The following is a 22189-nucleotide window of genomic DNA, read 5'->3' on the forward strand; positions in this document are numbered from 1 at the left end:
GTGATCCTGCCCGCTCGGCGGTGGCAGATAACACCGAGAGCCGGCGGTCTTTCTCAACGAGGCGCGGCCGGTACCAAGGCACCCTGAACGATCCGACAGGCGTCCGAGACTGTCGCGTTATCATCGCAGTAAAAGTCAAATTTTCCGAAATAATGCTAGACGGATAGTGCTTTACATTGCGCACAATTATCGCAAAAATAAGTACCACCCATGGTAATATAGTTTAGTCAAGAAATTTATTTATGTTTGTTTTGATGTTTCTTGATTGACAATCAAGGGGTGCCTTCAGCACAACCTGTGTCATTAGCCGGTACGGTCGTACTAGCAGATGACACAGGGCTCACCGTCATGGCCGAAGGTCGGTTTGTCTCCTATCTCCGGGTCTCCACCAAGCGGCAGGGCGACAGCGGTCTCGGGCTAGAGGCTCAGCGCAAGGCGGTCACCGACTTCCTTAACGGCGGGGCCTGGTCCCTGGTCACCGAGATGGTGGAGGTGGAGAGCGGCAAGCGGGCCGACCGGCCCAAGCTGACCGAGGCCCTGCGCCTGTGCCGTCTCCACAACGCTACTCTGGTGATCGCGAAACTGGATCGGCTCAGCCGTGATGCCCATTTCCTGTTGGGGCTTCAGCGAGCCGGCGTGCGCTTCGTCGCGGCTGACATGCCCGAGGCGAACGAGATGGTGGTCGGGATCATGGCGGTGGTGGCACAGGCTGAGCGAAAGATGATTTCAGCACGGACCAAGGCAGCGCTGTCCGCTGCGAAGGAGCGGGGCGTGAAGCTCGGTGGTCCGACCCATCATCTTCCGGCGCAGGCCAGCAAGGCATCAGCGGCCTCAGCCACGATCCGCTCCGCCAAGGCGCAGTCGCGAGCCGACGACTTGGCCCAAGACATAGCGGACCTACGCGCCGAGGGTGCCGTATCTCTGCGCGACCTGGCGGCTGGTCTCGGCCAACGCGGCCTCACTACGCCCAGAGGCACAGCTTGGACGGCTACCGCTGTGCGGCGCGTCCTGGAGCGGATCGGGGTGCCCAGCAGCTGAAGCTCTTCACCCAGCACCTACCGTTGGGGATGGCTGACTACCCTTTGCTACTGGCCGCATTCGCGCGACAATCGGTGCGTCGAGCCATCCTACATACTAGGATTGCATAGGGGGCAGCGTTGGTGCTTGGTCGAAGCGTGCGTCTGTATCTCGTGGATGGCTCCCCAACAGGGATCCTCACCGCGGAAATCATGAATTGGACGGGCCATGCCCTTGTGGCCCCAAGGTCCCGGCTAGGTGATGCCCTAGCTCGCGACGAGCCCACCCGAACGGGCGTCTACTTCCTAGTCGGAGATGATCCCGATCAACCAAGCAAGGCTCGCGTGTATGTTGGGGAAGGCGACAGTGTTGTTGACCGCATTAAGTCGCACTCCAAGGACCCCTCAAAGGATTTCTGGAGCCGAGCCTGTATCGTCACATCCAAGGATGCTAATCTGACCAAGGCTCACGTCCGCTATCTTGAGCACCGCTTCGTGGAGCTAACAAAGGCGGCCGACCGAGCCAACATTGCGAACGGCAACGAGCCTAGCCGCAAGGCGCTTCCCGAAAGCGATATTGCGGACATGGAGTTTTTCATATCTCAGGTTGAAGTAATACTTCCGGTGATAGGCTTCGATTTCCTGCGGCCAAAGGGCAAGATCCCAGTATCCACGAACTCGGTGGATAGTGCACAGGTGCTAAAGCCGTCTCAGGTTGAGCTGGTGCTTACCAGTGGAAAGCATGGCTACGAGGCCCACGCCATCGAGGTAGACGGAGAGATCACGGTCCTCAAAGGCTCAATGGCAACGACAAAAAGCGACTTTTCTACCAACGGCTACGCGCTGTTGCGTGAACAACTTATCAGTGATGGCCGTCTTGCAGCCTCTGTGGACCCCAGCTTCTTGGAGTTCACCAAGGACGTTACATTCGCCAGCGCCTCAGCTGCAGCGGCTGTGATCAAGAACAGGAACACCAACGGGCGGACTTCGTGGCGCCTCGTCAGCACGGGACAGACCTTAAAAGACTGGCAAGACGCTCAACTTGGCGTTTCGAGTTGATGTTGAGCTGGCGTCGAAAGTGCTAGTACATACCCGTATAAAGCCTGCGCCGGGGCTTTCATCAGAGTGTATCAATAGCCATCTCTCCTGAAGAAGATCAGGAGACAACAAGATGACCTCGCCCGCACCCACCCTCAACATCAAGATCGCCGACAAGTCCGCCGACGTGACCATGGTTTTCGGCCGCCTGAACGAGCTGGCCGAGCTGGTTGGCAGCTTCGAACGGCTCCCGGAGGTGGACTTCCATGCCCCCACCCGCACCGCCGTCCTGGACATCCTCCTGTCGCCCCGCGACGAGCGCGGCCGGCGGATCGAGAGCGAGACCGTCAACCTCCACGACCTCACCATTGAGGACGCGGAGGCGGTGCTGGACTTCGCGAAGGATCACCTCACCGATTTTTTTCTCGGGCGGCTGGAGAAGCACCTGGCCTCTCTCAAGAGCAACGGGGATCGACTGACGGGTGTCGGGTCGTCGCTGAGTGGTTTGGTGCCCTCAGCTTCGTAGACACGATCATCTTCACGCTCGGCACCAAGCCGAGCGCCCTGCCGGTCGTGTACTGGTCGCACACCCTTGAAGACTTGATCCGCCTCACGGACCTGAAGATACAATTCGAAATGGTGAAGGCGATGTCCTTCACCGAGAGTTTGCTCTTCACGGCCGGTCAGGTCTTCGGCAGCAACCAGTCCAAACCCACCGAAGACCTCAACAGCGTGTCCGACATGCTGGCATTTGCGGCGCAGATCAATGGCTGACGGCACACAGATCGATGTCGATATCGTCTTGGACGATGCGACCCTGAACACCAGCCTCGCGCGCACGGCCGAGGGCATCCGCCAGGCCGTCGCGGCGGCGCGCGGCTTGAACGACCAGTTCGCGGCCACGGTGCGATCCGTGGATCCGCTCCTCACCTCGGTGACCAGCCTGCGCCGCGAGCTGGCCGCGACCCGAGACCAGGGCGGCCTCCAGTCCGGCCTCCGGGAACAGCTCCGCACCGCCGAGGCCGACCTTCGGGCCGCGACCGCCGCCCTCACAGCGGCCCGCACCGCCGCGTCAGCGCCGAGCCCGGCATCAGGATCGGGCCAGGGCGGTGCCAGTGGCGTCCCGCCCCTCTCCCCCGGTGGTTCACCAGGTGGTGGAGGTGGAGGTGGAGGCGGCGGCGGCCACGGTGCCGGCGGTCTGTTCCCGCTCCAGGCGCAGATCGCGGCGAACTACGCCACCATCGGTGCCGGGATCACGGTGCTGCGCGCCGGGCTGAAGGACATCGCCGAGTTCGATGACAAGCTCCGCCAGTTCCAGGCGATCACCGAGACGACCAACACCGAGATGGTCACCTTCCGGGACCGGCTCCTGGACGTGGCCGCGACCTCGCGCTTTAGCGTAACCGAGCTGGCCGCTGTCTCGATCCAGCTCGGCCAGATCGGCCTCTCGGCCCGAGGCGTCGGCCAGACCCTGAAGCCGGTGCTGGACCTGGCCGCCGCGTCCGGGTCCACCCTCCAGCAATCGGTGGAGGCCATCACCTCGGTTCTCGGTGCCTACAACCTGGAGGCCTCGCGCTCGGGCGACGTGGCGGACGTGTTCGTGGGTGCCCTGAACCGCACCAAGCTCGGGATGGAACAGCTCCAGCTCGGCGTGAGCTATGCCGCCAACGTGGCCCGAGACAGTGGGGTGTCCTTCACCGAGCTGACGGCCGCCCTCGGTGGCATGGCGCAGGCCGGCATCCGCTCGGGCTCGACGCTCGGCACCGGCCTCCGGCAGTTCTTCCAGGAGTTCACCGCCCCCACCGACAAGCTGAAGGACGGCCTGCGCCAGGTCGGCCTGTCCATGGCGGACGTGGACCTCCGGGCCAACGGCCTCATCGGCGTGATCGAGAACCTGCGCCGGGCCGGCTTCGGCACCAGCGAGGCCCTGCGATCCCTGGACCTCCGGGCGGCCTCGGCGTTCTCGGCCATGCTCGGCCAGCTCGACACCATCCGCCAGCTCGGGGGCGACCTCACCTTGTCCAACGCGGCGGCCGAGGGGGCGGCCAAAGCCAACGAGAGCCTGACGGCCAGCCTCACCCGGTTCGGCAACGTCTCCTTCGCGCTCCTGGACCGGAGCCTCCGGCCGATGGTCACCGGGCTCACCAACGCGGTGGATGGCGCGGCGGCCCTAGCCGATGCGGCCGGCAAGCTCGGCATCGTGCTTCCGGTGGTCGGCACCGGCCTCGGGGCCATCGCGGTGGCCGCCGCCGGCTTGCGCCTCGGCACGCTCGCAGCCAGCCTCGCCCCGCTCCTGGCGGGTCTCGCCAACCCGGCGGTGCTGGCCCTCGCGGCGGCCGGCGCGGCTATCGGTGGTGGCGTCTACCTCGCCCGGATCATGTCCGACACCGAGCGCGCGAAGGACGCGCTGGACCAGGTGCGGGCCGTCCGTAACGAGGTGCAGGCGCAGGCGCAGTCTGTCGAGACTGGCATCACCGGGGTGGATCAGCAGCTCGGCATCCTGATGGAGCGCCGGGAGAAGCTGAACGCTGACCCCGTGCTCCGCCGGAACACGATCCTGGAGGCACAGAAGGCGTTCGGCGACCTCGGGCTGTCCATCTCGGCCAACGCCGCATCGGTCGATGAGCTGGTGGCGGCCTACCGGCGCCTGCGCACCGAGCTTCAGGGCCAGAACACCGAACTCCTCCAGCGCCAGTTCGCGGTGACCGCGAAGGAGCTAAACGCCCTGGTCACCAAGGGTCGGGTGGATCGGCGCGGCGCGGACCAGCGCATCACAGATGCGCTCGGTGCCAATATCGGGCCGAGCCCGGCGCTCGGCATGGAGGGCGCGATCATCCCGGAGGCGCCACGCGCCACCGACGACCAGATGCTTCAGCGCGCCGGTCTGTCGGCCCTGAAGCCGTTGCTCGACGTGATCCGCAACCCGGCTTCGCTCGGGAAGGACGATCCGCTCGGGGTGTCGCGCTATCAGCAGATCATCCTGGACCAGCGCCAGCGGCTGGAGCGCGAGGCCGCGCCCCTGCGCCTGGACGCATCGGACCCGCGCCGCCTGGCGGCCCTTACCGACACCCTGGACAAGCTCGACAAGATCGCGGTGCTGTTCTCGGATGCGGTGAAAACCAACGCCGGGACCATCGCGGCGCAGGGCAAGCTCACCGAGCTGGACGCGCGGGCCAACGTCTCGCGCCTTCAGCAGGCCCCGGAGTTCCAGGCGTTCGGCCAGCGGAGCGCCGACCTCCAGGCCGGGCTGGCCGAGCGAAGCCGGGCCGTGGAGGGCAACCGGAGCCTGTCCGGCACCGAGAAGAAGGCCGGCATCGTCGCCGCGATCCGAGACACCCAAGCCGACGCCGCGCGCCTGGAGGCCGAGTTCAGCACCTACCTGGACGGTCTGAAGGCGGCCGGCGCCGCCGACAAGACGGTCACCGAGGCTGGTGCCCGGATCACCGACCAGCTCAAGAGCCTCCGGCGCGGCGTGACGAAGGAACTGGACGAGATCGCTGCCTCGATCCGCCCGGACCTCACGCGCGAGCTTCAGGCCGAGCGGAAGAACACCGCCGCGCAGATCGACACGCTGATGAAGCGGGCCGGCACCACCCGAGACACGGCCGAGCCGGCCGAGATCGAGGCGCAGGTGAAGGCCCTGGTCGAGCGCCAACGCGGCATCGCCCGGCGGTTAATCGAGGCCGAGACCGCCAACCCGGATGAGGTAGACAGCCGGCCCGAGTTGAAGGAGCGCCTGGCGCAGGCCAACGAGGAGCTGGACGCGCGCCTGGCCGGCTACACCGACCGCGTGGCGGAGGCTCGGAAGCGGATCACCGAGAGCCTGCTAGCATCGCAGGAACGGGCGCTCGGCCGACAGAAGGCTGTTCTTGACGCGCAGGTGGCGCAGCTCGACAAGCAAATCCGCGATCCGGCCACCACCGTGGACAAGGCGGCCGAGCTGGCCGCGAAGGTCCGCGACCTCCTTCAGCAGGGCATCGACATCGTGGACCGGCAGGCCAGCCTGCGCCTGACCCGCGAGGCCGTCACCGCGCCGACCGGGTTCAACCGCGCACCGGCTCTTGGTGAGGAGGCCAACGCCGTCGCTCGCCAGGTGGCGGACGCGGCAGAGGGAGCCGGACGGAATGACCGGCTCCGCACCCTCCTCCGGTTCGGATCGTTCGAGAGCGACTTCAACCCTCAGGCCGTCAGCTCGACGGGCGCCAAGGGCGTGTTCCAGTTCACCAAGGGCACGGCGGGCGACTACGGCCTGGCCGACCCCACCAACGTGGCGCAGTCGGCCCTGGCCGCGATCCGCTACTTTGACGCCATCGACAAGACCCTCCGGGGCAAGGGCCTGAACCTCTCGGATGACAACCGCTACGTCCTGTACAACCAGGGCGAGACCGGAGGCTCGGCGCTCCTGGCCAACCCGAACAAGGGCGCGATCCAGGCCCTGATGGATGCCGGGGTGAACGCGGCCCGAGCGTCCCAAGCCATCACCGCCAACGGTGGCCGGGAGGGTGACACCTCCGCCGAGTTCACGGCTCGGCTTCTGGCCGCGTTCAACGCGAAGGCCGCCAAGGCCGACCGCCTGGTGACCCCTACCGGGGAGGCCTTAGACGAAGGCGAGGCCGCCGGCCGGAAGGCTCGGGCCGAGGCCGTGACGGCTGATGCCTCCAATGAGCGGGCCATCCGCCAGAAGCGCTTGGCCCTCCGGCAACGCGAGCTCGCTCGGGATGAGCAGGGCCTGTCCGACCAGCTCGCGCTGGACAAGCGGGCCGTGGGCCGGACGGCCGACCTCGCGCCGGCCACCCGGACCATCACCGACCTGGCCGGGCTCCGGGACAAGGATCTGGAGCGCGAGAAGACCAGCGACCGCTTCACCGCCCTGGCGCCCGATGAACAGGGCGACCAGGTGGCCCGCATCCAGCGGTCCTATGCCGACCGGGCCGCCAAGCTGGTGGAGGAGAACGCCAAGGCCATCGGTGAGGCCACGCTGAAGACCTACCGGGAGGAGGCCGACCGCACCAAGGCGCGGGCCGACTACCTCAAGAGCGATGAGACCTCGGGCAAGGTCTCGGCCGCCGAGGTGCAGGCCGCCGAGGCCGCCGCGCGCCAAGCCGCCGAACGCCTGAAGCTGGAGGGCCAGGCCGCCGCGATCCGGGCGGAGGAGCTGGCCCTTGAACAGCAGCTCGCGCAGCTCCGGGACAAGGGCCTCCTGTCCGAGACCGGCCGGGCCGCGATCCAGGAGCGCATCACCGAGCTGAAGAAGAAGGAGGCCGAGTACGGCGCCAACGCCAGCCTCCAGAAGGGGGTGGAGAAGCGCGGGGATGACTACGGCGCGGCCCTCAGCCGGGGCTCGCTCGACTTCTTCACGTCGGCCGGGATGATCGACCGCAAGACCGGCGAGTTCAAGACGGCGGCACAGGAGATGGCCGGGTACTGGCAGCAGTCGCTGTCCGGCATGTCCAACAGCATGTCGACCCTGTTCACCGGGTTGGCCACCGGCACCATCAAGGGGAAGGATGCCTTCAAGAGCTTCGCCACCTCGATCCTGACGGACATGGCGCAGATCGCGTCCAAGGCCCTGTCCAACCAGATCATGCGGTCCCTGTTCGGCGACATGATCGGGGGTGGTAGCACCACCAGCGGAGGCGGTCTCGGCTCGATCCTCAGCAGCTTTTTCGGGGACGGCTCCACCCCGGCACCAGGCATGGCGACCGGCGGCATGGTCACGGGCGGGGTGCCGAACCGGGATAGCGTCCCCCGGACCCTCATGCCTGGTGAGTTCGTCCTGAAGCGCTCGGCCGTGGACGTGATCGGCCGGGAGAGCCTGGATCGCATGAACGCCATGGGTGCGGGCGTGATGGCGAAGGCGCCCCCGGTGGAGCGCGAGCGCTTCGGCAGCTCGGCCCGAGCCGAGACCTCGGTCTATGTCGTGGACCGGGACCAGGTGCCGCCGCCGAGCCGCAACGAGATCATCCACATGATCGGGGACGATATCCAGCGCGGCGGCTCGATCCGACAGTTGGTGAAGCGAGTGGCAGCGGGAGGATAGCGAGCTTATGCTCTCACAGCTCACTCGCCCCCTGAACACCTTAAGGCTATGGCCTTAGAAATATAGCTTTTAGCACCAGCAATATTGCGCTGGGCGATACCATCTTGAGCTTGAGAACATGCGCCACCGTCTCAATAAAATCGTTGGGCTTAACGTCGTCCAGACTGGAGTGCAAAGAAAAGGCTTCTTCAGGGAGGTTTCGAAGATTTACTTTTCTTTCATAAATCTGCGCAGCGCGATATCCAATATCAAAGGCAAGATATTCCCGGCCATACTTCATCATGAATTCTTTGTCTTCATCAAGATCCCCCTCAAAAACAAAGTTTGATATTGGGGACGATCTGCGAAGCCAGTGAATGAGGTATGCGGCACACTTTAGATGGTCAGGACGGTCCAGCTTCTCCTCAACTTTATCAAGTCGCTTGAGGTCCTGGGTCCACTCAAAGAAGGCATCCAGTGCATTCCTCTTGTTCCAATGGAACATCACACCCATTTCTTCGGCGCGATCAGAAAAATCGTGAAATATCTCCAGTTCGAAAGTATCTTTGTCTTGAATGCGCTCAAAGAAGTCGCCGGTAATACCTTTGCGAGCGCTGTCGTCCATGATTGGCCCCGAACAATAATAAAAGGCGCAGCTACGAAGCTGCGCCTGAACCTAAGATAGAACGGGAGGAGGATTAGTTTTTCTTGCCAGCACTCGCCGACTGCCGCCGCCAAGAACCCTTTAGGTTCGACTTTCCTTCGACCTCAACGCGCTTATTCGCGCGGAAGCCATAAGGCGACGCACTGAACTGGTTCAGGTAGTCAGCGTCGGTTTTCTGGGTGGCAGTGTCGGCCATACGTCCTGTTCCCACTGACGGCAGCGATCGAGCTGTTTCAGCGCCTGAGGCGGTGGTTGTCGAGGTGCACATAACCGAAAATTTCACATTGTCCACTCTAGTTCCCGATGTGTCACAGGTGCGTTAGGCGAACGTGAACGTCGGCAGTCCATTGGAACGCATGAGGCGCGCAGTCCCGCGTCTCAACCGTGATCCCGCATCCGTACGCCGGCTCCCCCGCCGTTCTCTGGAATGAACTGAACGCCGGCCGCCTCCAGCGTAGCGCGCATCTTGTCCATGCTGCTTACGCGCGCATCCTGTCCGGCCTCGAAGCGGTTCACCGTGTTCACTCCGACCCCCGCTTCGCGTGCTAGATCCTGAGTGCTCCACGCCAGGGCAGCGCGAGCCATGCGGCATTGAAACGGCTTCATGAGGGTGATTTATCACCATATGAGGTTGACATCAAATCATCTAGGGTTACACCATATATGGTGATTTTATCACCATTAGGTGAACTCGATGCCCCTCAGAACCTCGTTCTCCTGGTCGAACGCCATGCGATCCCCCCCGGATCGACCCGGTGGCCGCTCAGGCCTACCGGGCCACCGTCAACGCCGCTCGGATCGAGACCATCCGCTCCCAAAGCGGAGCCCGCGCGAAGCTCTGGACCATGGCCGGCGGCTTCGACCGCCGCGCGATCATGGCCTTCGCGGTCGGTAACGCTCGGTGTGAGCGCGGCACGTGGCGCGAGCGGATGGCCGAGGCACTGAAGCACGCTTGGGCCTGCGCTCATGCAGCTCGTCGCGCCGGGGCGCACTGATGACGCGCCGCGCCCTCATCGAAGACGCCGTGGAACGGCTTCTAGCCATGCTCGACGCGCTCGACTGCGACCCGGACCTCGAAGACGGGGCCGACGACGAGCCGTCCCTCGGTGCCCCCGAGAACCACCACGCCTCGCAGGTCGGATGGATACGCGGCAGCGACACCGACCGGGAGGCAGCATGACCCCCACCAACACCAACGCCGGAGCCGAGACCATGACCGTCAACGAAGCCGTCGCCGCGATGCTCGCCCTCTACGCCACTCCCGGCACGTGGGTGCAGGCAGGGATCGCTCAGGACGCCGCCGGGCGCCCCGTGGAGGCCGAGAGCCTGGAGGCGGTCGCGTGGTCGCTGGAGGGCGCCATGTATCGCGTGGTGGGCGACCCTGACGCAAAGGGGATCACCAAGACCGAGTGGCAGCGCCGAATTGCGTTGGTGGCGGCGGTGATGGGAGCCTTCGACGTGGACCTTATGGCCTTCAACGATGCTGCCCGCCACCAACGTGCCGTGGTCTCGGTGCTGCGGGCGGAACTCAGCTGCGAGAGGATGCCAACCTAGTGTTGCATTTCTGCCGCAACTCACAGCTGCGTGATCTTGAAAGGGTGGCGCTGGTTGCGCCCCGCAACCTGACATGCCTTTCTGCTCATCGACAAGTCGAGAGAAGAAAAATGATCAGCCGGGGAATGGTTTCTGTAGTCGCAGTTGCGATTGCGGCGGGCGCATGCGTGCCTAAAGAGAAAATGGCCTTTAATGCAGGGCCGCAGCAACAGACCATCGTCCGGGATGGACGGAACGCCATCCTGTCCAAGAAAAAGAATTCAACCGTCGTCGTTAGCCCGGCGTCGCGAGACATCGCTCGCGGCAGCCGTCCGGTGTTCGTAGTAGGCATTCAGAACAACGGCCGGACGCCGGGCGATTTCCGTGTTGCTCAGGTCTCTGTTGTTCAGATCCAGAACGGTGCCCCGGCTCGTGCCATGCCGGTGGTAACCTACGATCAACTCGTCACCGAAGAGCGTACCCGCCAAATCGTTGGCGCGCTTCTGGTAGGCGTGGCAGCAGCTGGCAACTCGGTAGCAGCACAAAACGCGAGCTACACCAATCGTGGAAACTACAGCCCGATCGCAGGCGCCATCAATGGTGCCCGCGCAGATGCTCAAAACGCTGCCATGATCGATGGCGCAATCGTGTCGAGCCAAATGAACTTGGCTGCCCTCGAGCAGAATGTGATCAAGGACAATACGCTCATGCCCGGCGAGTGGGTCGGCGGCCAGCTCCACATCGAGCCGCCCCAGGCTGAGGCGTCCGGAGCGACCAAGACTTACGTGATCACCGTCCCAGTTGGTGATGAGATCCATGAGATCACGGTCGCGCAAGGCAACGCCGCGTAGGCGGCGACACGTCCCCGTTACCGCCCCCGCGTTGGCTGCCTCAGCCGGACGCGGGGTTCGCCTGTGGGCTATCGCTTGGACAGTGCTAGCAGTTGGTGCGGGGTGGCTCTTACTGCCCAGACTGAATGCTCCGGTACCGGCTCTCCCGCCGCCAAGGGCTGCGGTGGCTGTCGTTCAGCCGGTAAACCTGCCGCCCTCGCCGCCCGCTTCGGTGACGGCCCCGGCCCCGGCGGCTCCCGAAACCCTGTACGTGATTGGGAAGCGCGTGCCGTTGCGCGACGACGGCCGCGCCGGGTCGCCGATCCTGGATCGGCTGGCATCCGAGCAAGCGGTCATGGTGATCGAACGCCGCGAGGAATGGGTGCGGGTGCGGCACAGCCTCACCCAACGCGAAGGGTGGATCCAGGCCAAGCGCCTCACCGCCACAGCCCCGCCGGCCGTAGACGAAAACCCGAAGTCGAAGCCGCCCAGCGTCGGGCCTGTGCTGTCCACCGCGGCCATCGCCAAGGCGCTGATAGCGGCCTCGCTGGCGTCCTACCCAAGTTCGTGCGCATGCCCCTACCAAACCGACCGCGGCGGTCGATCCTGCGGGCGCCGGAGCGCCTATTCGCGACCTAGCGGGTATTCGCCGCTCTGCTACACCACCGACATTACGCACGAGATGGTCGCCGAGTACCGCGCGAGCCACTGAGACCAGCGTCCCGCACGTCGGTGAAGGCCTTCTCCAACACCGGACGCCCGGTGCCGGCCCAGAGCCCTGATGCGGTCGCGTGGTCCCTCGAAGGCGCCCTGTACTGCGTGGTGAGCGATCCCGACGCGGATGGGATCGCCGAGGCCGAGTGGTGGCGCCGGGAGGCGCTGGCGAGCGCCGTGTTCAAGGCCTGCGGCGTTGATCTGATGGCTTTCAACGAGGCAGCCCACCGCCAAGACGTGGTGATCGCGGTGCGGCGCTGTGCACACGCTCCATGAACGAAAAAGGCCGCCCGAAGGGCGGCCTAGAACTTAACTAAATGGCGGTTCCGTCAGCCAAATTTGCGCTGACGCTCTTGGCCATCACAGTTCGGGGTCATGCTGCGGGGCTTGCGATGGAAGGCGGCCTTCACAGCGTCGTCCTTCATCCACGCACGCAGATAACCCTTGGTGCGCTCCTCAGCGGATTGCATCAGTTCGATCTGTTCGTCGCGTTTCATAGCACCTGCTCCAACGAGACAACCATTAGCCGCTACGTCCACCGTGTCAACGACATCAAGCCGGACGGCGTTCCGCAAACCAAACCCAGCGGCCGTGATACGGATCGCACGTCCGCACGTCATAGCCGCTCACGTCAAACACGTTCGCGATAAGGAAGTGTTTAACCAGCGCCTTATCCGGCGGGCGCTCTTCGTGGGTGAACCACCGAACCGTATCAGGCTCGGCGCTCTTCAGAAGCCCTTCGGTAAGGGTAAGAACCGCCGCCAAGATCGCCTTGCGATCTTCGCTCTGAGTTATGAAGCGGGTTTCCCTACCGCTCCAATGTACGCACTCTTCGCCGGTTTCGGTATCCCCTTCGACGACGTGGAAAAAATATTTCGTGTCTCCGCCAGGCAGCGGTTCAAAACCCACCGCCATTGTGTAGACCTTGGTAGATGCGTCATCGTATCCGATGCTCAAGGCCGCTAGGCTCCCCGACCCGCGCTTGAAAATTTCAACGTTGAAATCGTCTTCTCGGACGGTGCACACAAACGGCAAGAATCTACTCCCATCTTCGGTGCAACCTTACCGCTCTATATCGTCCTGTGAGCTGCCTGCCTACTGTTACCCGAGCGGGTAACTTCGCAACTGGGCTACGCTTCAGTCCCACACGCCCGTGAATGCCCTAGCTAGAACGAGACGGTCTGCCGCAGACAGACGTAGATGAGCCACGTCAGCTAGATAGATCGCAGAGCCGTTTCGAGTTCATAGCGGCTCGTGCGGGGCGAAGGCGCATCGCTCGCTGTGGCGATGGCTCAACATAAGCCGCGTAACGCTCGGTACGCCTATTTTTGACCTTGAGTTTGTCAAGAACTGATGGGAACGGTCCACAGAAATCTGGCGCAGTTGCAACCGTGCCGATGGAGGAGATCGTGACGCCTCAGCAGTTCATCGACCGCTGGAAGCCGGTAGCTCTATCCGAGCGTGCTGCAGCCCAATCTCACTTTAACGATCTCTGTCGGCTGCTTGACCATCCAACGCCGATTGAGGCCGACCCCCGTGGGGAGAGCTTCGCGTTCGAGAAAGGCTTACAGAAGTCCGGCGGCGGCCTCGGTTTCGCCGATGTGTGGAAGCGCGAGCATTTCGCCTGGGAGTACAAAAAGAAGCGGGCAAACCTTGATGATGCTCTCGGCCAGCTCGCACGCTACGCACTGGCCCTGGAAAGCCCGCCGCTGCACATCGCCTGCGACACGAACGAGTTCCGCATCGTCACTGCGTGGACCAACACCGCCCCGTACCCGTACACGATCAAACTCGACGAACTGAGGGATCCCGCGAAGCTCGAAATCTTACGCGCGGCCTTCCACGAGCCTGCCAAACTTCGGAAGGGTCGCAGCCGGGCGGATCTGACACGCAAGGCCGCCGACCGTTTCTCCAGCATCGCTGTACGCCTGCGCGACCGCGGCCACGCCCCTGAGGCGGTCGCCCACCTCGTCAACCGCCTCGCCTTCCTGTTCTTCGCTGAGGATGTTCGCCTGTTGCCCAAAGACTACTTCCGGCGCGCGCTGGAGGAGGTTGCCTTGCGCCCGCACGAGACGCAGGGCTTGTTCGACGGCCTGTTCGCTGTACTGCGCAAGGGCGGCCGGTTCGGGCTGGAGCGCTTGCCGCACATCAACGGCGGCCTATTCGACGACCAACCCGCGTTGCCGCTCGACGAAGGCGACGTGCAATTGCTGGTCGAGGCCGGGCGCCAGGACTGGGCGCACATCGACCCATCGATCTTCGGCACGTTGTTCGAGCGGTTCCTAGACCCCGACAAGCGCGCCCAGATCGGCGCGCACTACACCGACGCTGAGAAGATCCTACGCATTATCGAGCCAGTGCTCATGCGTCCGCTGCGTGCAGAGTGGGAGACGACCCGGGCGGACATCGAGCGGCTGACCGACCGGGCGCGCAAGAAGGGATCAAAGGCTAAGGAGTGGCAGCAGGCCGAGGAATGCCGCTCGGTGTTTCTTGAGCGGCTGCGGATGCTGGAAATCCTCGACCCTGCATGCGGATCGGGCAACTTCCTGTACATGGCGTTGCACGCGGTAAAGGATCTGGAGCACTCCGCCAATCAGGAGTGCGAGATCTACGGCCTGCCGCCGCGCATGCCGATGGTTGGGCCAGAGATCCTACGTGGGTTGGAGGTCAACCCGCTGGCGGCAGAGTTGGCGCGGACCACAGTCTGGATCGGTGATATCCAGTGGGCGGTGCGCAACGGCTTCTACGCACGGCCGGAGCCGATCCTACGGCGGCTCGATACGATTGAGTGTCGCGATGCACTGATCGACGACGGGGCAGAGGCCACAGGGTCTACGTCGGTGCCCCCGGCGGAGGCAGCCTGGCCGCGGGCTGAGTTCATCGTCGGCAACCCCCCGTTCCTTGGGGGCAAGATGCTGCGCCGGAACCTGGGCGATGCGCCCGTGGAGACACTATTTGACACCTACCGCGGGCGCGTGCCCGCCGAGGCCGACCTTGTGACCTACTGGTTCGAGAAGGCTCGCGCTCAGGTTGAGCGAGGCGACGCGCGCCGGGTCGGGCTGGTTACAACGAACTCGATACGTGGCGGAGCCAATCGCCGGGTCCTGGAGCGCATCTCCGCCGATATGCCGATCTTCTCGGCTTGGGCGGACGAGCCGTGGATCGTGGACGGGGCGGCGGTGCGGGTATCGCTCGTGTGCTTCGGCCAGACCCTGCCGGGCGAGCAGATCGAGTTGGACGGCCAGCCAGCCGAGTGCATCAACCCGGACTTGAGTGGGGCGTGCGCAGATCTGAGCAGTGTGCGGCGGCTGGCGGAGAACCGCGGCGTAGCCTTCATGGGAAATACCAAAGGAGGGGCGTTCGACGTGCCCGGCGACATGGCCAGGGCGTGGTTGGCTGCGCCGCTCAACGTCAATGGGCGCCCCAACGCGGACGAACTGCGGCCATGGATCAACGGGCTAGACATCGCTCGGCGCCCGCGGGACATGTGGATCATCGACTTCAACGCGATGGGCAGCGACAACGAGGCAGCCTTCTACGAGGGGCCGTTCGCGCACGTAGTGGCGCATGTGAGGCCCGAGCGCATGAAGAACCGGCGCGAGGTGTATGCTCGGAATTGGTGGAAGCATGTTGAGGCGCGCCCTCGGATGACACAGGCGTTGCGCGGCTTGTCACGCCATTTGGTTACCCCGCGAGTGGCGAAGCATCGTATCTTTACGTGGTCCTACGGTCGGACAGTACCCGATTGCCGCTTGTTCGCGTTTGCTAGGGCCGACGACTACTTCTCAGGCATGGTACAAAGCCAATTCCACGAAAGCTGGTCGCTCAAAACCTGTTCTTGGCACGGGGTTGGCAACGACCCCACTTACAACAGTGAGACGTGCTTCGAGACGTTCCCTTTCCCGGCGGGGTTGGCCCCTGATTGCCCACTGGCCGCTGTGCAAGCGGACCCCCGCGCCGCACGGGTCGAGCACGCTGCCAAGCGGCTGGAGACCCTTCGTCGGGCTTGGCTCGACCCTGCAGATCTCGTTAGCACGGAGCCAGAAGTGGTGCCTGGATACCCCGACAGGCTCACCCCGAAGAACGCCGACGCGGAGGTCACGCTTAAAGGGCGAACGCTGACCAGCCTTTACAACGAGCGGCCCCGTTGGCTCGACGACGCTCACGCCGAACTCGACCGGGCCGTCGCCGCCGCCTACGGCTGGCCAGAAGATATCAATGTCGATGAGGCCCTAACGAGGCTGGTTGCCCTGAACACGGCGCGCGCTGCGATCCAGTAATATCGATTGGCCCATGCTGCGGTGTCGCAAAGAGAACGAGAACGGCCTCCAACGCCCGTTCCACGCCGCGTGCGTGGGGGCTAGAGGACCAGTTGCTTCTTGCTCGGCGAGACATCCCTAGAAACGGGTTTCTGGTATGGCTTCCCCGTAAGGGTCCGATATCGACTTCCGGCGCCCGTTCGATAGGAAGCAAACCTCATAATGCGCCCCGCATGCACCCCGACATGAGATTTCGGGGTGCAGTGCAGAGGAAAACATAAGCTAAGTAATTGACATTTATGGTGGGCGGTGACGGGCTCGAACCGCCGACCCTCTCCGTGTAAAGGAGACGCTCTACCAACTGAGCTAACCGCCCGCGCCCGCGTGGTACGGCATGCCGCGGCACCGAGGCAAGGCCGAGGCGCGCGCGGCGCCCCCCCTACGCGCCGGCCAGGAGCTGCGCCAGGGCCGGGGACAGGCCGGCGCTGTCGATCGCCGGGCGGTCGGGCGGCGTGGGGCCGGGTCGGGCCGCGGCGGCGAGGACCGCGCGGGTGCCGGCCTCCACCGAGCACAGGACCCGTACCGGAACCGCGGGCTGGATGCGCTCGGCGAGGCCCGCCAGGCCGGCGCCGCTGAGGATCACCGTATCGGCCCCGTCCTCGTCGGCGCAGGCGCGGCAGGCGGCGATCAGGTCGGCCAGGGCCGCGTCCGGGTCGCGGTGGATCTCGCCGCCGGTGGCGGTCGTCGTGCGGAGACCGGCGAGCCGGTCCGACAGGTCGAGGAGCGCGACGAACTCGCTCAGCATCGGCCGCCACGCCGTCCCCCCGGTGACGATGGCGAAGCGCCCGGCTGCGGCCGCCTCGCGGCAGGCGGCCTCGGCCATGCCGACGACCGGGACGGGGGCGATCTCGCGCAGCGCCAGCAGGCCGGGATCGCCGAAGCAGGCGAGGTAGACCGCATCGCATCCGGCCCCGTGCTCGGCGAAGGCGTCGAGCGCGGCGTGGCCGGCGATCGCCGCGGCGCTCCGGCTGGCGATGTAGCGGGCCCCGAAGCGGCCGGTCGCCGGCACGATCGTGGCGGCGGCCCCCGCGATCCGGCGGACATGCGCGGCGACGCGCTCGGTCACGGCCTCGGTGGTGTTGGGATTGATCACCAGGATGCGCATGGGCGGCCTTTCGCGGGGGATCATGCAAGCGAAAGGCCCCGGAGCGGTGCTCCGGGGCCTCGTCGTTCATGCTCGGGCGGTCAGTGGGCGACGAAGGCGGCGCCGTCCTCGGCCGTCTTCTTGACCGGGATCACTTCCTCCCAAGCGATCGCCTCGGGCTGGCGCACCAGGGCGTGCTTGAGGACCTGATCCATCATCGCGACGGGGATGATCTCCATCCCGTTCTTCACGCTGTCGGGCACCTCGGCGATGTCCTTGGCGTTCTCCTCGGGGATCAGCACCGTCTTGATGCCGCCGCGGAGCGCAGCGAGCAGCTTCTCCTTCAAGCCGCCGATCGGCAGCACCCGCCCGCGGAGCGTGACCTCGCCGGTCATGGCGATGTCGCGGCGCACCGGGATGCCGGTGAAGGTCGAGACGATGGCGGTCGCCATGGCAATGCCGGCCGAGGGCCCGTCCTTCGGGGTCGCCCCCTCCGGCACGTGGACGTGGATGTCCCGACGCTCGAACAGCGGCGGCTCGATGCCGAAGTCGAGCGCCCGCGAGCGGACGTAGCTCGCCGCCGCCGAGATCGACTCCTTCATCACGTCCTTCAGGTTGCCCGTGACCGTCATCTTGCCCTTGCCCGGCATCATGACGCCCTCGATCGTCAGCAGCTCGCCGCCGACCTCGGTCCAGGCCAGCCCGGTGACCACGCCGACCTGGTCGTCGGCATCGATCTCGCCGTAGCGGAACTTCGGCGGGCCGAGGAAGACCTGCAGGCGCTCGACGTCGATCTCGACGCTCTTCACCTTGGTGATGAGGATCTCCTTCACCGCCTTGCGGATCAGGTTCGACAGCTCGCGCTCGAGGTTGCGCACGCCCGCCTCCCGCGTGTAGCGGCGGACGAGCATCAGCAGGGCCTCATCGTCGATCGACCATTCCTTGCTGTCCAGGCCGTGCTTCTTCAGCGCGTTCTGGATCAGGTGCTTGCGCGCGATCTCGACCTTCTCCTCCTCGGTGTACCCGGCGATGCGGATCACCTCCATGCGGTCCATCAGGGGCCCAGGGATGTTGAGGGTGTTGGCGGTCGTCACGAACATCACGTTCGACAGGTCGTAGTCGACCTCGAGGTAATGGTCGTTGAAGGTCGCGTTCTGCTCGGGGTCGAGAACCTCCAGCAGGGCGGCAGAGGGGTCACCGCGGAAATCCATGCCCATCTTGTCGATCTCGTCGAGCAGGATGAGCGGGTTCGAGGTCTTGGCCTTGCGCATCGACTGGACGATTTTGCCGGGCATCGAGCCGATGTAGGTCCGGCGGTGGCCGCGAATCTCGGCCTCGTCACGCACGCCGCCGAGCGACATCCGCACGAACTCGCGACCCGTCGCCTTGGCGATCGACTTGCCGAGCGAGGTCTTGCCGACGCCGGGGGGCCCGACGAGGCAGAGGATCGGCCCGGTGAGCTTGTTGGCCCGCTGCTGCACGGCGAGGTACTCGACGATCCGCTCCTTGACCTTCTCCAGGCCGAAATGGTCGCCGTCGAGCAGGACTTGGGCGCCGAGGAGATCCTTCTTGATCTTCGAGCGCTTGTTCCAGGGGATGCCGAGCATCCAGTCGAGGTAGTTGCGCACCACCGTCGCCTCGGCCGACATCGGCGACATCTGGCGCAGCTTCTTCAGCTCGGCCGACGCCTTCTCGCGGGCTTCCTTGGTGAACTTGGTCTTCTCGATCTTGTCCTCGAGCTCGGCCAGCTCGTCGCGGCCGTCCTCGTCGCCGAGCTCCTTCTGGATCGCCTTCATCTGCTCGTTGAGGTAGTACTCGCGCTGGGTCTTCTCCATCTGCCGCTTGACGCGGGTACGGATGCGCTTCTCCACCTGCAGCACGGAGATCTCGCTCTCCATCAGCGACAGCACGCGCTCCAGGCGCGCGGCCACCGTCGGCGTCTCCAGGATCGCCTGCTTGTCGGCGATCTTGACGAGGAGGTGCGAGCCGATCGTGTCGGCGAGCTTCGAGGGCTCCTCGATCTGCGTGACCGCGGAGACGACCTCGGGCGAGATCTTCTTGTTGAGCTTGACGTAGTTCTCGAACTCCGAGAGCACCGAGCGCGCGAGCGCCTCAGCCTCCACCTTGTCGCCGAGCTCGTCGACCAGGGCCTCGGCCTCGGCCTCGTAGTACTCGTCCGAGCGGGTGAAGCCGGTGATCTTGGCACGGCCGCCGCCCTCGACCAGCACCTTCACGGTGCCGTCGGGCAGCTTCAGGAGCTGCAGCACGGAGGCGAGCGTCCCGATCGTGTAGATCGCGTCGGTGGCCGGGTCGTCGTCGCCGGCGTTGATCTGGGTGGCGAGCAGGATGTGGCGGTCGGTCTTGACCGCCTCCTCGAGCGCGCGGATGGACTTCTCGCGACCCACGAACAAGGGCACGATCATGTGCGGGAAGACGACGATGTCGCGCAACGGCAGGACGGCGTAGGAGCCGGTCGAGCCCGGAACGACCGGCTGGCGGGATTTCGATTGGGTCATCGTTGACTTCCTCATGAGGGACGCCGGGCGGTCGCTCCTCCGATTCGGAGCAAGCTTCCTGCCAGGGGCCGACCGGGCCGCGAGGGTCGGGATAGGTCTGCTGGAGACTTTGCGGCTGGTGGCACGGTACCGCCCCTCAAGGGAGGCAGCGGCCACTGCGCTGAGCCTCAGGTGGTTTTCCAGGAGCCCCGTTTCAAGGTGCCCACCTGTCGCGGGCCGATCCGTGATCGGCCCGCTCCGTCAAGGACTTAGCGCATGTGCGCCGGCGCACGTCAGGCGCTGACGCTGGCCGGCGCTTCCTTGTTGCGGTCGCCGTGGATGAAGAGCGGGCGCGACTTGCCCTCGACCACCTCGGGGCCGATCACGACCTGCTCCACCGAGTCGAGGCCCGGCAGGTCGTACATCGTGTCGAGGAGGATCGTCTCCAGGATGGAGCGCAGGCCGCGGGCGCCGGTCTTGCGCTCGATCGCCTTGCGGGCGACGAGCGACAGCGCCTCGTCCTGGAACGTCAGGTCGACGTTCTCCATCTCGAACAGCCGCTGGTACTGCTTCACCAGCGCGTTCTTCGGCTCCTGGAGGATCTTCTTGAGGGCGTCCTCGTCGAGGTCCTCGAGCGTCGCCAGCACGGGAAGGCGGCCGACGAACTCGGGGATGAGGCCGAACTTCAGCAGGTCCTCAGGCTCGACCGAGCGGAACACCTCGCCGGTGCGCCGGTCGTCGGGGGCCTGCACGGTCGCGCCGAAGCCGATCGAGGTGCCCTTGCCGCGCGCCGAGATGATCCGCTCGAGCCCGGCGAAGGCGCCGCCGCAGATGAACAGGATGTTGGTCGTGTCGACCTGCAGGAACTCCTGCTGCGGGTGCTTGCGGCCGCCCTGCGGAGGCACGGAGGCGACGGTGCCTTCCATGATCTTCAGGAGCGCCTGCTGCACGCCCTCACCCGAGACGTCGCGGGTGATCGAGGGGTTGTCGGACTTGCGCGAGATCTTGTCGATCTCGTCGATGTAGACGATGCCGCGCTGCGCCCGCTCGACGTTGTAGTCCGAGGCCTGGAGCAGCTTGAGGATGATGTTCTCGACGTCCTCGCCAACGTAGCCCGCCTCGGTCAGCGTGGTCGCGTCCGCCATGGTGAACGGCACGTCGAGGATGCGGGCCAGCGTCTGCGCGAGCAGCGTCTTGCCCGAGCCCGTAGGCCCGATCAGCATGATGTTGGACTTGGCCAGCTCGACGTCGTTGTGCTTGGTCGCGTGGGCGAGGCGCTTGTAGTGGTTGTGCACCGCGACCGAGAGGACCTTCTTCGCGAAGTCCTGGCCGATGACGTAGTCGTCGAGGACGCGCCGGATCTCCTTCGGCGTGGGCACGCCGTCGCGGCTCTTCACCAGGGAGGATTTCGACTCCTCGCGGATGATGTCCATGCACAGCTCGACGCACTCGTCGCAGATGAACACCGTCGGGCCCGCGATCAGCTTGCGGACCTCGTGCTGGCTCTTGCCGCAAAACGAGCAGTACAGCGTGCTCTTGGAGTCGGTGCCGCCAGTCTTGCTCATATCGGTCTCCGATTCGTGCGTGCGCTGCCAGCCGGGGGCACACGCGCATCGTTTACAAGTAAGGGAATCCGCTTAAAGAAAAAGTCACCTGCGCGTCTTTGCCTGGGGTCCCTCGCGAACCGGTCGCTGCGAACCCCGATGCAAACACGCGGCCGCGGCGGGATCAAGGCCGCGATCGCCACACCCCTCCCCCGGCGACGCCGCGGCCGCCGGGCGAGGGCATGCGGTCTCCTCAGGCGGCGGCCGGCTCGGGCCGCTTCTGGATGACCTCGTCGATCAGGCCGAACTCCTTGGCCGCATCGGCGGTCATGAAGTTGTCGCGCTCCAGCGCCTGGACGATCGAGTCGTAGTCGCGCCCGGTGTGCTTCACGTAGATCTCGTTGAGGCGCTTCTTCAGCGCCTCGATCTCGCGGGCGTGGATCAGGATGTCGGTGGCCTGGCCCTGGAACCCGCCGGACGGCTGGTGGACCATGATGCGGGCGTTGGGCAGGGCGAAGCGGTGGCCCGGCTCGCCGGCGGTGAGGAGCAGCGAGCCCATCGAGGCGGCCTGGCCGACGCAGAGCGTCGTCACCGGGCAGCGGATGAACTGCATCGTGTCGTAGATCGACAGGCCCGAGGTCACCACGCCGCCGGGCGAGTTGATGTAGAAGGAGATCTCCTTCTTCGGGTTCTCGGCCTCGAGGAACAGCAGCTGCGCGACGATCAGCGACGCGCCGTAATCCTCGACCGGTCCGGTGAGGAAGATGATCCGCTCGCGCAGCAGCCGCGAGTAGATGTCGAACGCCCGCTCGCCGCGGCTCGACTGCTCGACCACCATGGGCACGAGCGCGCTGTTATAATAGTCGACCGGATCTCTCATCATGGCCTTTTGGGCTCCAAGGGGCCCGGCCCTCCGCGAATCACGGAGAGGCC

At 65.1% G+C, this 22189-nt stretch carries 21 protein-coding genes and 1 tRNA gene; 12 read left to right on the forward strand and 10 right to left on the reverse strand.

Translation table 11 applies throughout. The features are described from left to right. The first annotated feature begins 348 nt into the window (after window positions 1–348). The 5 genes from MKK70_RS25270 to MKK70_RS25290 all read left to right on the forward strand — a co-directional run bounded on the left by MKK70_RS25270 (window position 349) and on the right by MKK70_RS25290 (window position 8094). Window positions 349–1038 carry a recombinase family protein gene (locus MKK70_RS25270; RefSeq protein ID WP_243950646.1) on the forward strand — a complete coding sequence of 230 codons (690 nt, stop codon included), beginning with the start codon at window positions 349–351 and terminating at the stop codon, window positions 1036–1038. 191 nt (window positions 1039–1229) lie between these two features. Continuing rightward, on the forward strand, window positions 1230–2075 hold the full coding sequence (locus tag MKK70_RS25275; protein WP_243950648.1) for a GIY-YIG nuclease family protein: 846 nt from the start codon (window positions 1230–1232) through the stop codon (window positions 2073–2075). Window positions 2076–2187: 112 nt separating this feature from the next. Then, a complete protein-coding gene (locus MKK70_RS25280) occupies window positions 2188–2580 on the forward strand; it encodes a hypothetical protein (protein ID WP_243950649.1) in 393 nt (130 codons plus the stop codon). A gap of 47 nt (window positions 2581–2627) precedes the next feature. Continuing rightward, entirely contained in the window at window positions 2628–2828 is a 201-nt protein-coding gene (locus MKK70_RS25285; protein ID WP_243950651.1) for a hypothetical protein, read from the forward strand. Between the two features lie 28 nt (window positions 2829–2856). Then, complete coding sequence (locus tag MKK70_RS25290) at window positions 2857–8094, forward strand: phage tail tape measure protein (protein WP_243950652.1); 5238 nt, start codon at window positions 2857–2859, stop codon at window positions 8092–8094. A gap of 46 nt (window positions 8095–8140) precedes the next feature. On the opposite strand, the gene MKK70_RS25295 is transcribed toward MKK70_RS25290, so the two are convergent. The 3 genes from MKK70_RS25295 to MKK70_RS25305 all read right to left on the reverse strand — a co-directional run bounded on the left by MKK70_RS25295 (window position 8141) and on the right by MKK70_RS25305 (window position 9253). Further along, window positions 8141–8698 carry a hypothetical protein gene (locus MKK70_RS25295; RefSeq protein WP_243950654.1) on the reverse strand — a complete coding sequence of 186 codons (558 nt, stop codon included), beginning with the start codon at window positions 8696–8698 and terminating at the stop codon, window positions 8141–8143. 73 nt (window positions 8699–8771) lie between these two features. Further along, the gene (locus tag MKK70_RS25300; protein WP_243950655.1) at window positions 8772–8933 is read right to left on the reverse strand and encodes a hypothetical protein; all 162 of its coding nucleotides are present in this window, start codon (window positions 8931–8933) and stop codon (window positions 8772–8774) included. 182 nt (window positions 8934–9115) lie between these two features. Continuing rightward, complete coding sequence (locus tag MKK70_RS25305) at window positions 9116–9253, reverse strand: hypothetical protein (RefSeq protein WP_313899112.1); 138 nt, start codon at window positions 9251–9253, stop codon at window positions 9116–9118. A gap of 239 nt (window positions 9254–9492) precedes the next feature. Here MKK70_RS25305 and MKK70_RS25310 point away from each other — a divergent pair, with 239 nt between their 5' ends. The 6 genes from MKK70_RS25310 to MKK70_RS25335 all read left to right on the forward strand — a co-directional run bounded on the left by MKK70_RS25310 (window position 9493) and on the right by MKK70_RS25335 (window position 12090). After that, a complete protein-coding gene (locus tag MKK70_RS25310; RefSeq protein WP_243950657.1) occupies window positions 9493–9732 on the forward strand; it encodes a hypothetical protein in 240 nt (79 codons plus the stop codon). Then, a complete protein-coding gene (locus tag MKK70_RS25315) occupies window positions 9732–9917 on the forward strand; it encodes a hypothetical protein (protein WP_243950659.1) in 186 nt (61 codons plus the stop codon). The genes MKK70_RS25310 and MKK70_RS25315 overlap by 1 nt, the downstream gene beginning before the upstream one ends. Next, the gene (locus MKK70_RS25320) at window positions 9914–10291 is read left to right on the forward strand and encodes a hypothetical protein (protein ID WP_243950661.1); all 378 of its coding nucleotides are present in this window, start codon (window positions 9914–9916) and stop codon (window positions 10289–10291) included. Before MKK70_RS25315 ends, MKK70_RS25320 begins: the two co-directional genes overlap by 4 nt. Next, a complete protein-coding gene (locus MKK70_RS25325) occupies window positions 10291–11121 on the forward strand; it encodes a hypothetical protein (RefSeq protein ID WP_243950664.1) in 831 nt (276 codons plus the stop codon). The genes MKK70_RS25320 and MKK70_RS25325 overlap by 1 nt, the downstream gene beginning before the upstream one ends. A 163-nt stretch (window positions 11122–11284) precedes the next feature. After that, window positions 11285–11812 carry an SH3 domain-containing protein gene (locus MKK70_RS25330; protein WP_243950666.1) on the forward strand — a complete coding sequence of 176 codons (528 nt, stop codon included), beginning with the start codon at window positions 11285–11287 and terminating at the stop codon, window positions 11810–11812. A 20-nt stretch (window positions 11813–11832) separates the two neighbouring features. Beyond that, on the forward strand, window positions 11833–12090 hold the full coding sequence (locus MKK70_RS25335; protein WP_243950668.1) for a hypothetical protein: 258 nt from the start codon (window positions 11833–11835) through the stop codon (window positions 12088–12090). 53 nt (window positions 12091–12143) lie between these two features. On the opposite strand, the gene MKK70_RS25340 is transcribed toward MKK70_RS25335, so the two are convergent. Together MKK70_RS25340 and MKK70_RS25345 are read right to left on the reverse strand one after the other, a co-directional pair. Next, window positions 12144–12311, reverse strand: coding sequence for a hypothetical protein (locus tag MKK70_RS25340; protein WP_243950670.1), 168 nt, complete (start codon window positions 12309–12311; stop codon window positions 12144–12146). A 55-nt stretch (window positions 12312–12366) separates the two neighbouring features. After that, complete coding sequence (locus MKK70_RS25345) at window positions 12367–12771, reverse strand: hypothetical protein (protein WP_243950672.1); 405 nt, start codon at window positions 12769–12771, stop codon at window positions 12367–12369. Between the two features lie 440 nt (window positions 12772–13211). Between MKK70_RS25345 and MKK70_RS25350 the strand changes: the two genes are divergently transcribed. Continuing rightward, window positions 13212–16094 (forward strand): class I SAM-dependent DNA methyltransferase, encoded by a 2883-nt coding sequence (locus tag MKK70_RS25350; protein WP_243950674.1) that lies wholly within the window; start codon window positions 13212–13214, stop codon window positions 16092–16094. Between the two features lie 279 nt (window positions 16095–16373). On the opposite strand, the gene MKK70_RS25355 is transcribed toward MKK70_RS25350, so the two are convergent. The 5 genes from MKK70_RS25355 to MKK70_RS25375 all read right to left on the reverse strand — a co-directional run bounded on the left by MKK70_RS25355 (window position 16374) and on the right by MKK70_RS25375 (window position 22136). Further along, a tRNA-Val gene (locus tag MKK70_RS25355) sits at window positions 16374–16449 on the reverse strand. A gap of 63 nt (window positions 16450–16512) precedes the next feature. Beyond that, window positions 16513–17238 carry an aspartate/glutamate racemase family protein gene (locus MKK70_RS25360; RefSeq protein ID WP_243950676.1) on the reverse strand — a complete coding sequence of 242 codons (726 nt, stop codon included), beginning with the start codon at window positions 17236–17238 and terminating at the stop codon, window positions 16513–16515. 80 nt (window positions 17239–17318) lie between these two features. Then, the gene (gene lon, locus MKK70_RS25365) at window positions 17319–19733 is read right to left on the reverse strand and encodes an endopeptidase La (RefSeq protein ID WP_147727616.1); all 2415 of its coding nucleotides are present in this window, start codon (window positions 19731–19733) and stop codon (window positions 17319–17321) included. Between the two features lie 272 nt (window positions 19734–20005). Next, window positions 20006–21277: an ATP-dependent Clp protease ATP-binding subunit ClpX gene (clpX, locus tag MKK70_RS25370; RefSeq protein WP_147727615.1), complete on the reverse strand. Its 1272-nt coding sequence runs from the start codon at window positions 21275–21277 to the stop codon at window positions 20006–20008. A 232-nt stretch (window positions 21278–21509) separates the two neighbouring features. Continuing rightward, on the reverse strand, window positions 21510–22136 hold the full coding sequence (locus MKK70_RS25375) for an ATP-dependent Clp protease proteolytic subunit (protein WP_147843596.1): 627 nt from the start codon (window positions 22134–22136) through the stop codon (window positions 21510–21512). Window positions 22137–22189: the final 53 nt, after the last annotated feature.

It is taken from the genome of Methylobacterium sp. E-041 (genome assembly GCF_022829665.1).
Classification (GTDB): Bacteria; Pseudomonadota; Alphaproteobacteria; order Rhizobiales; family Beijerinckiaceae; genus Methylobacterium.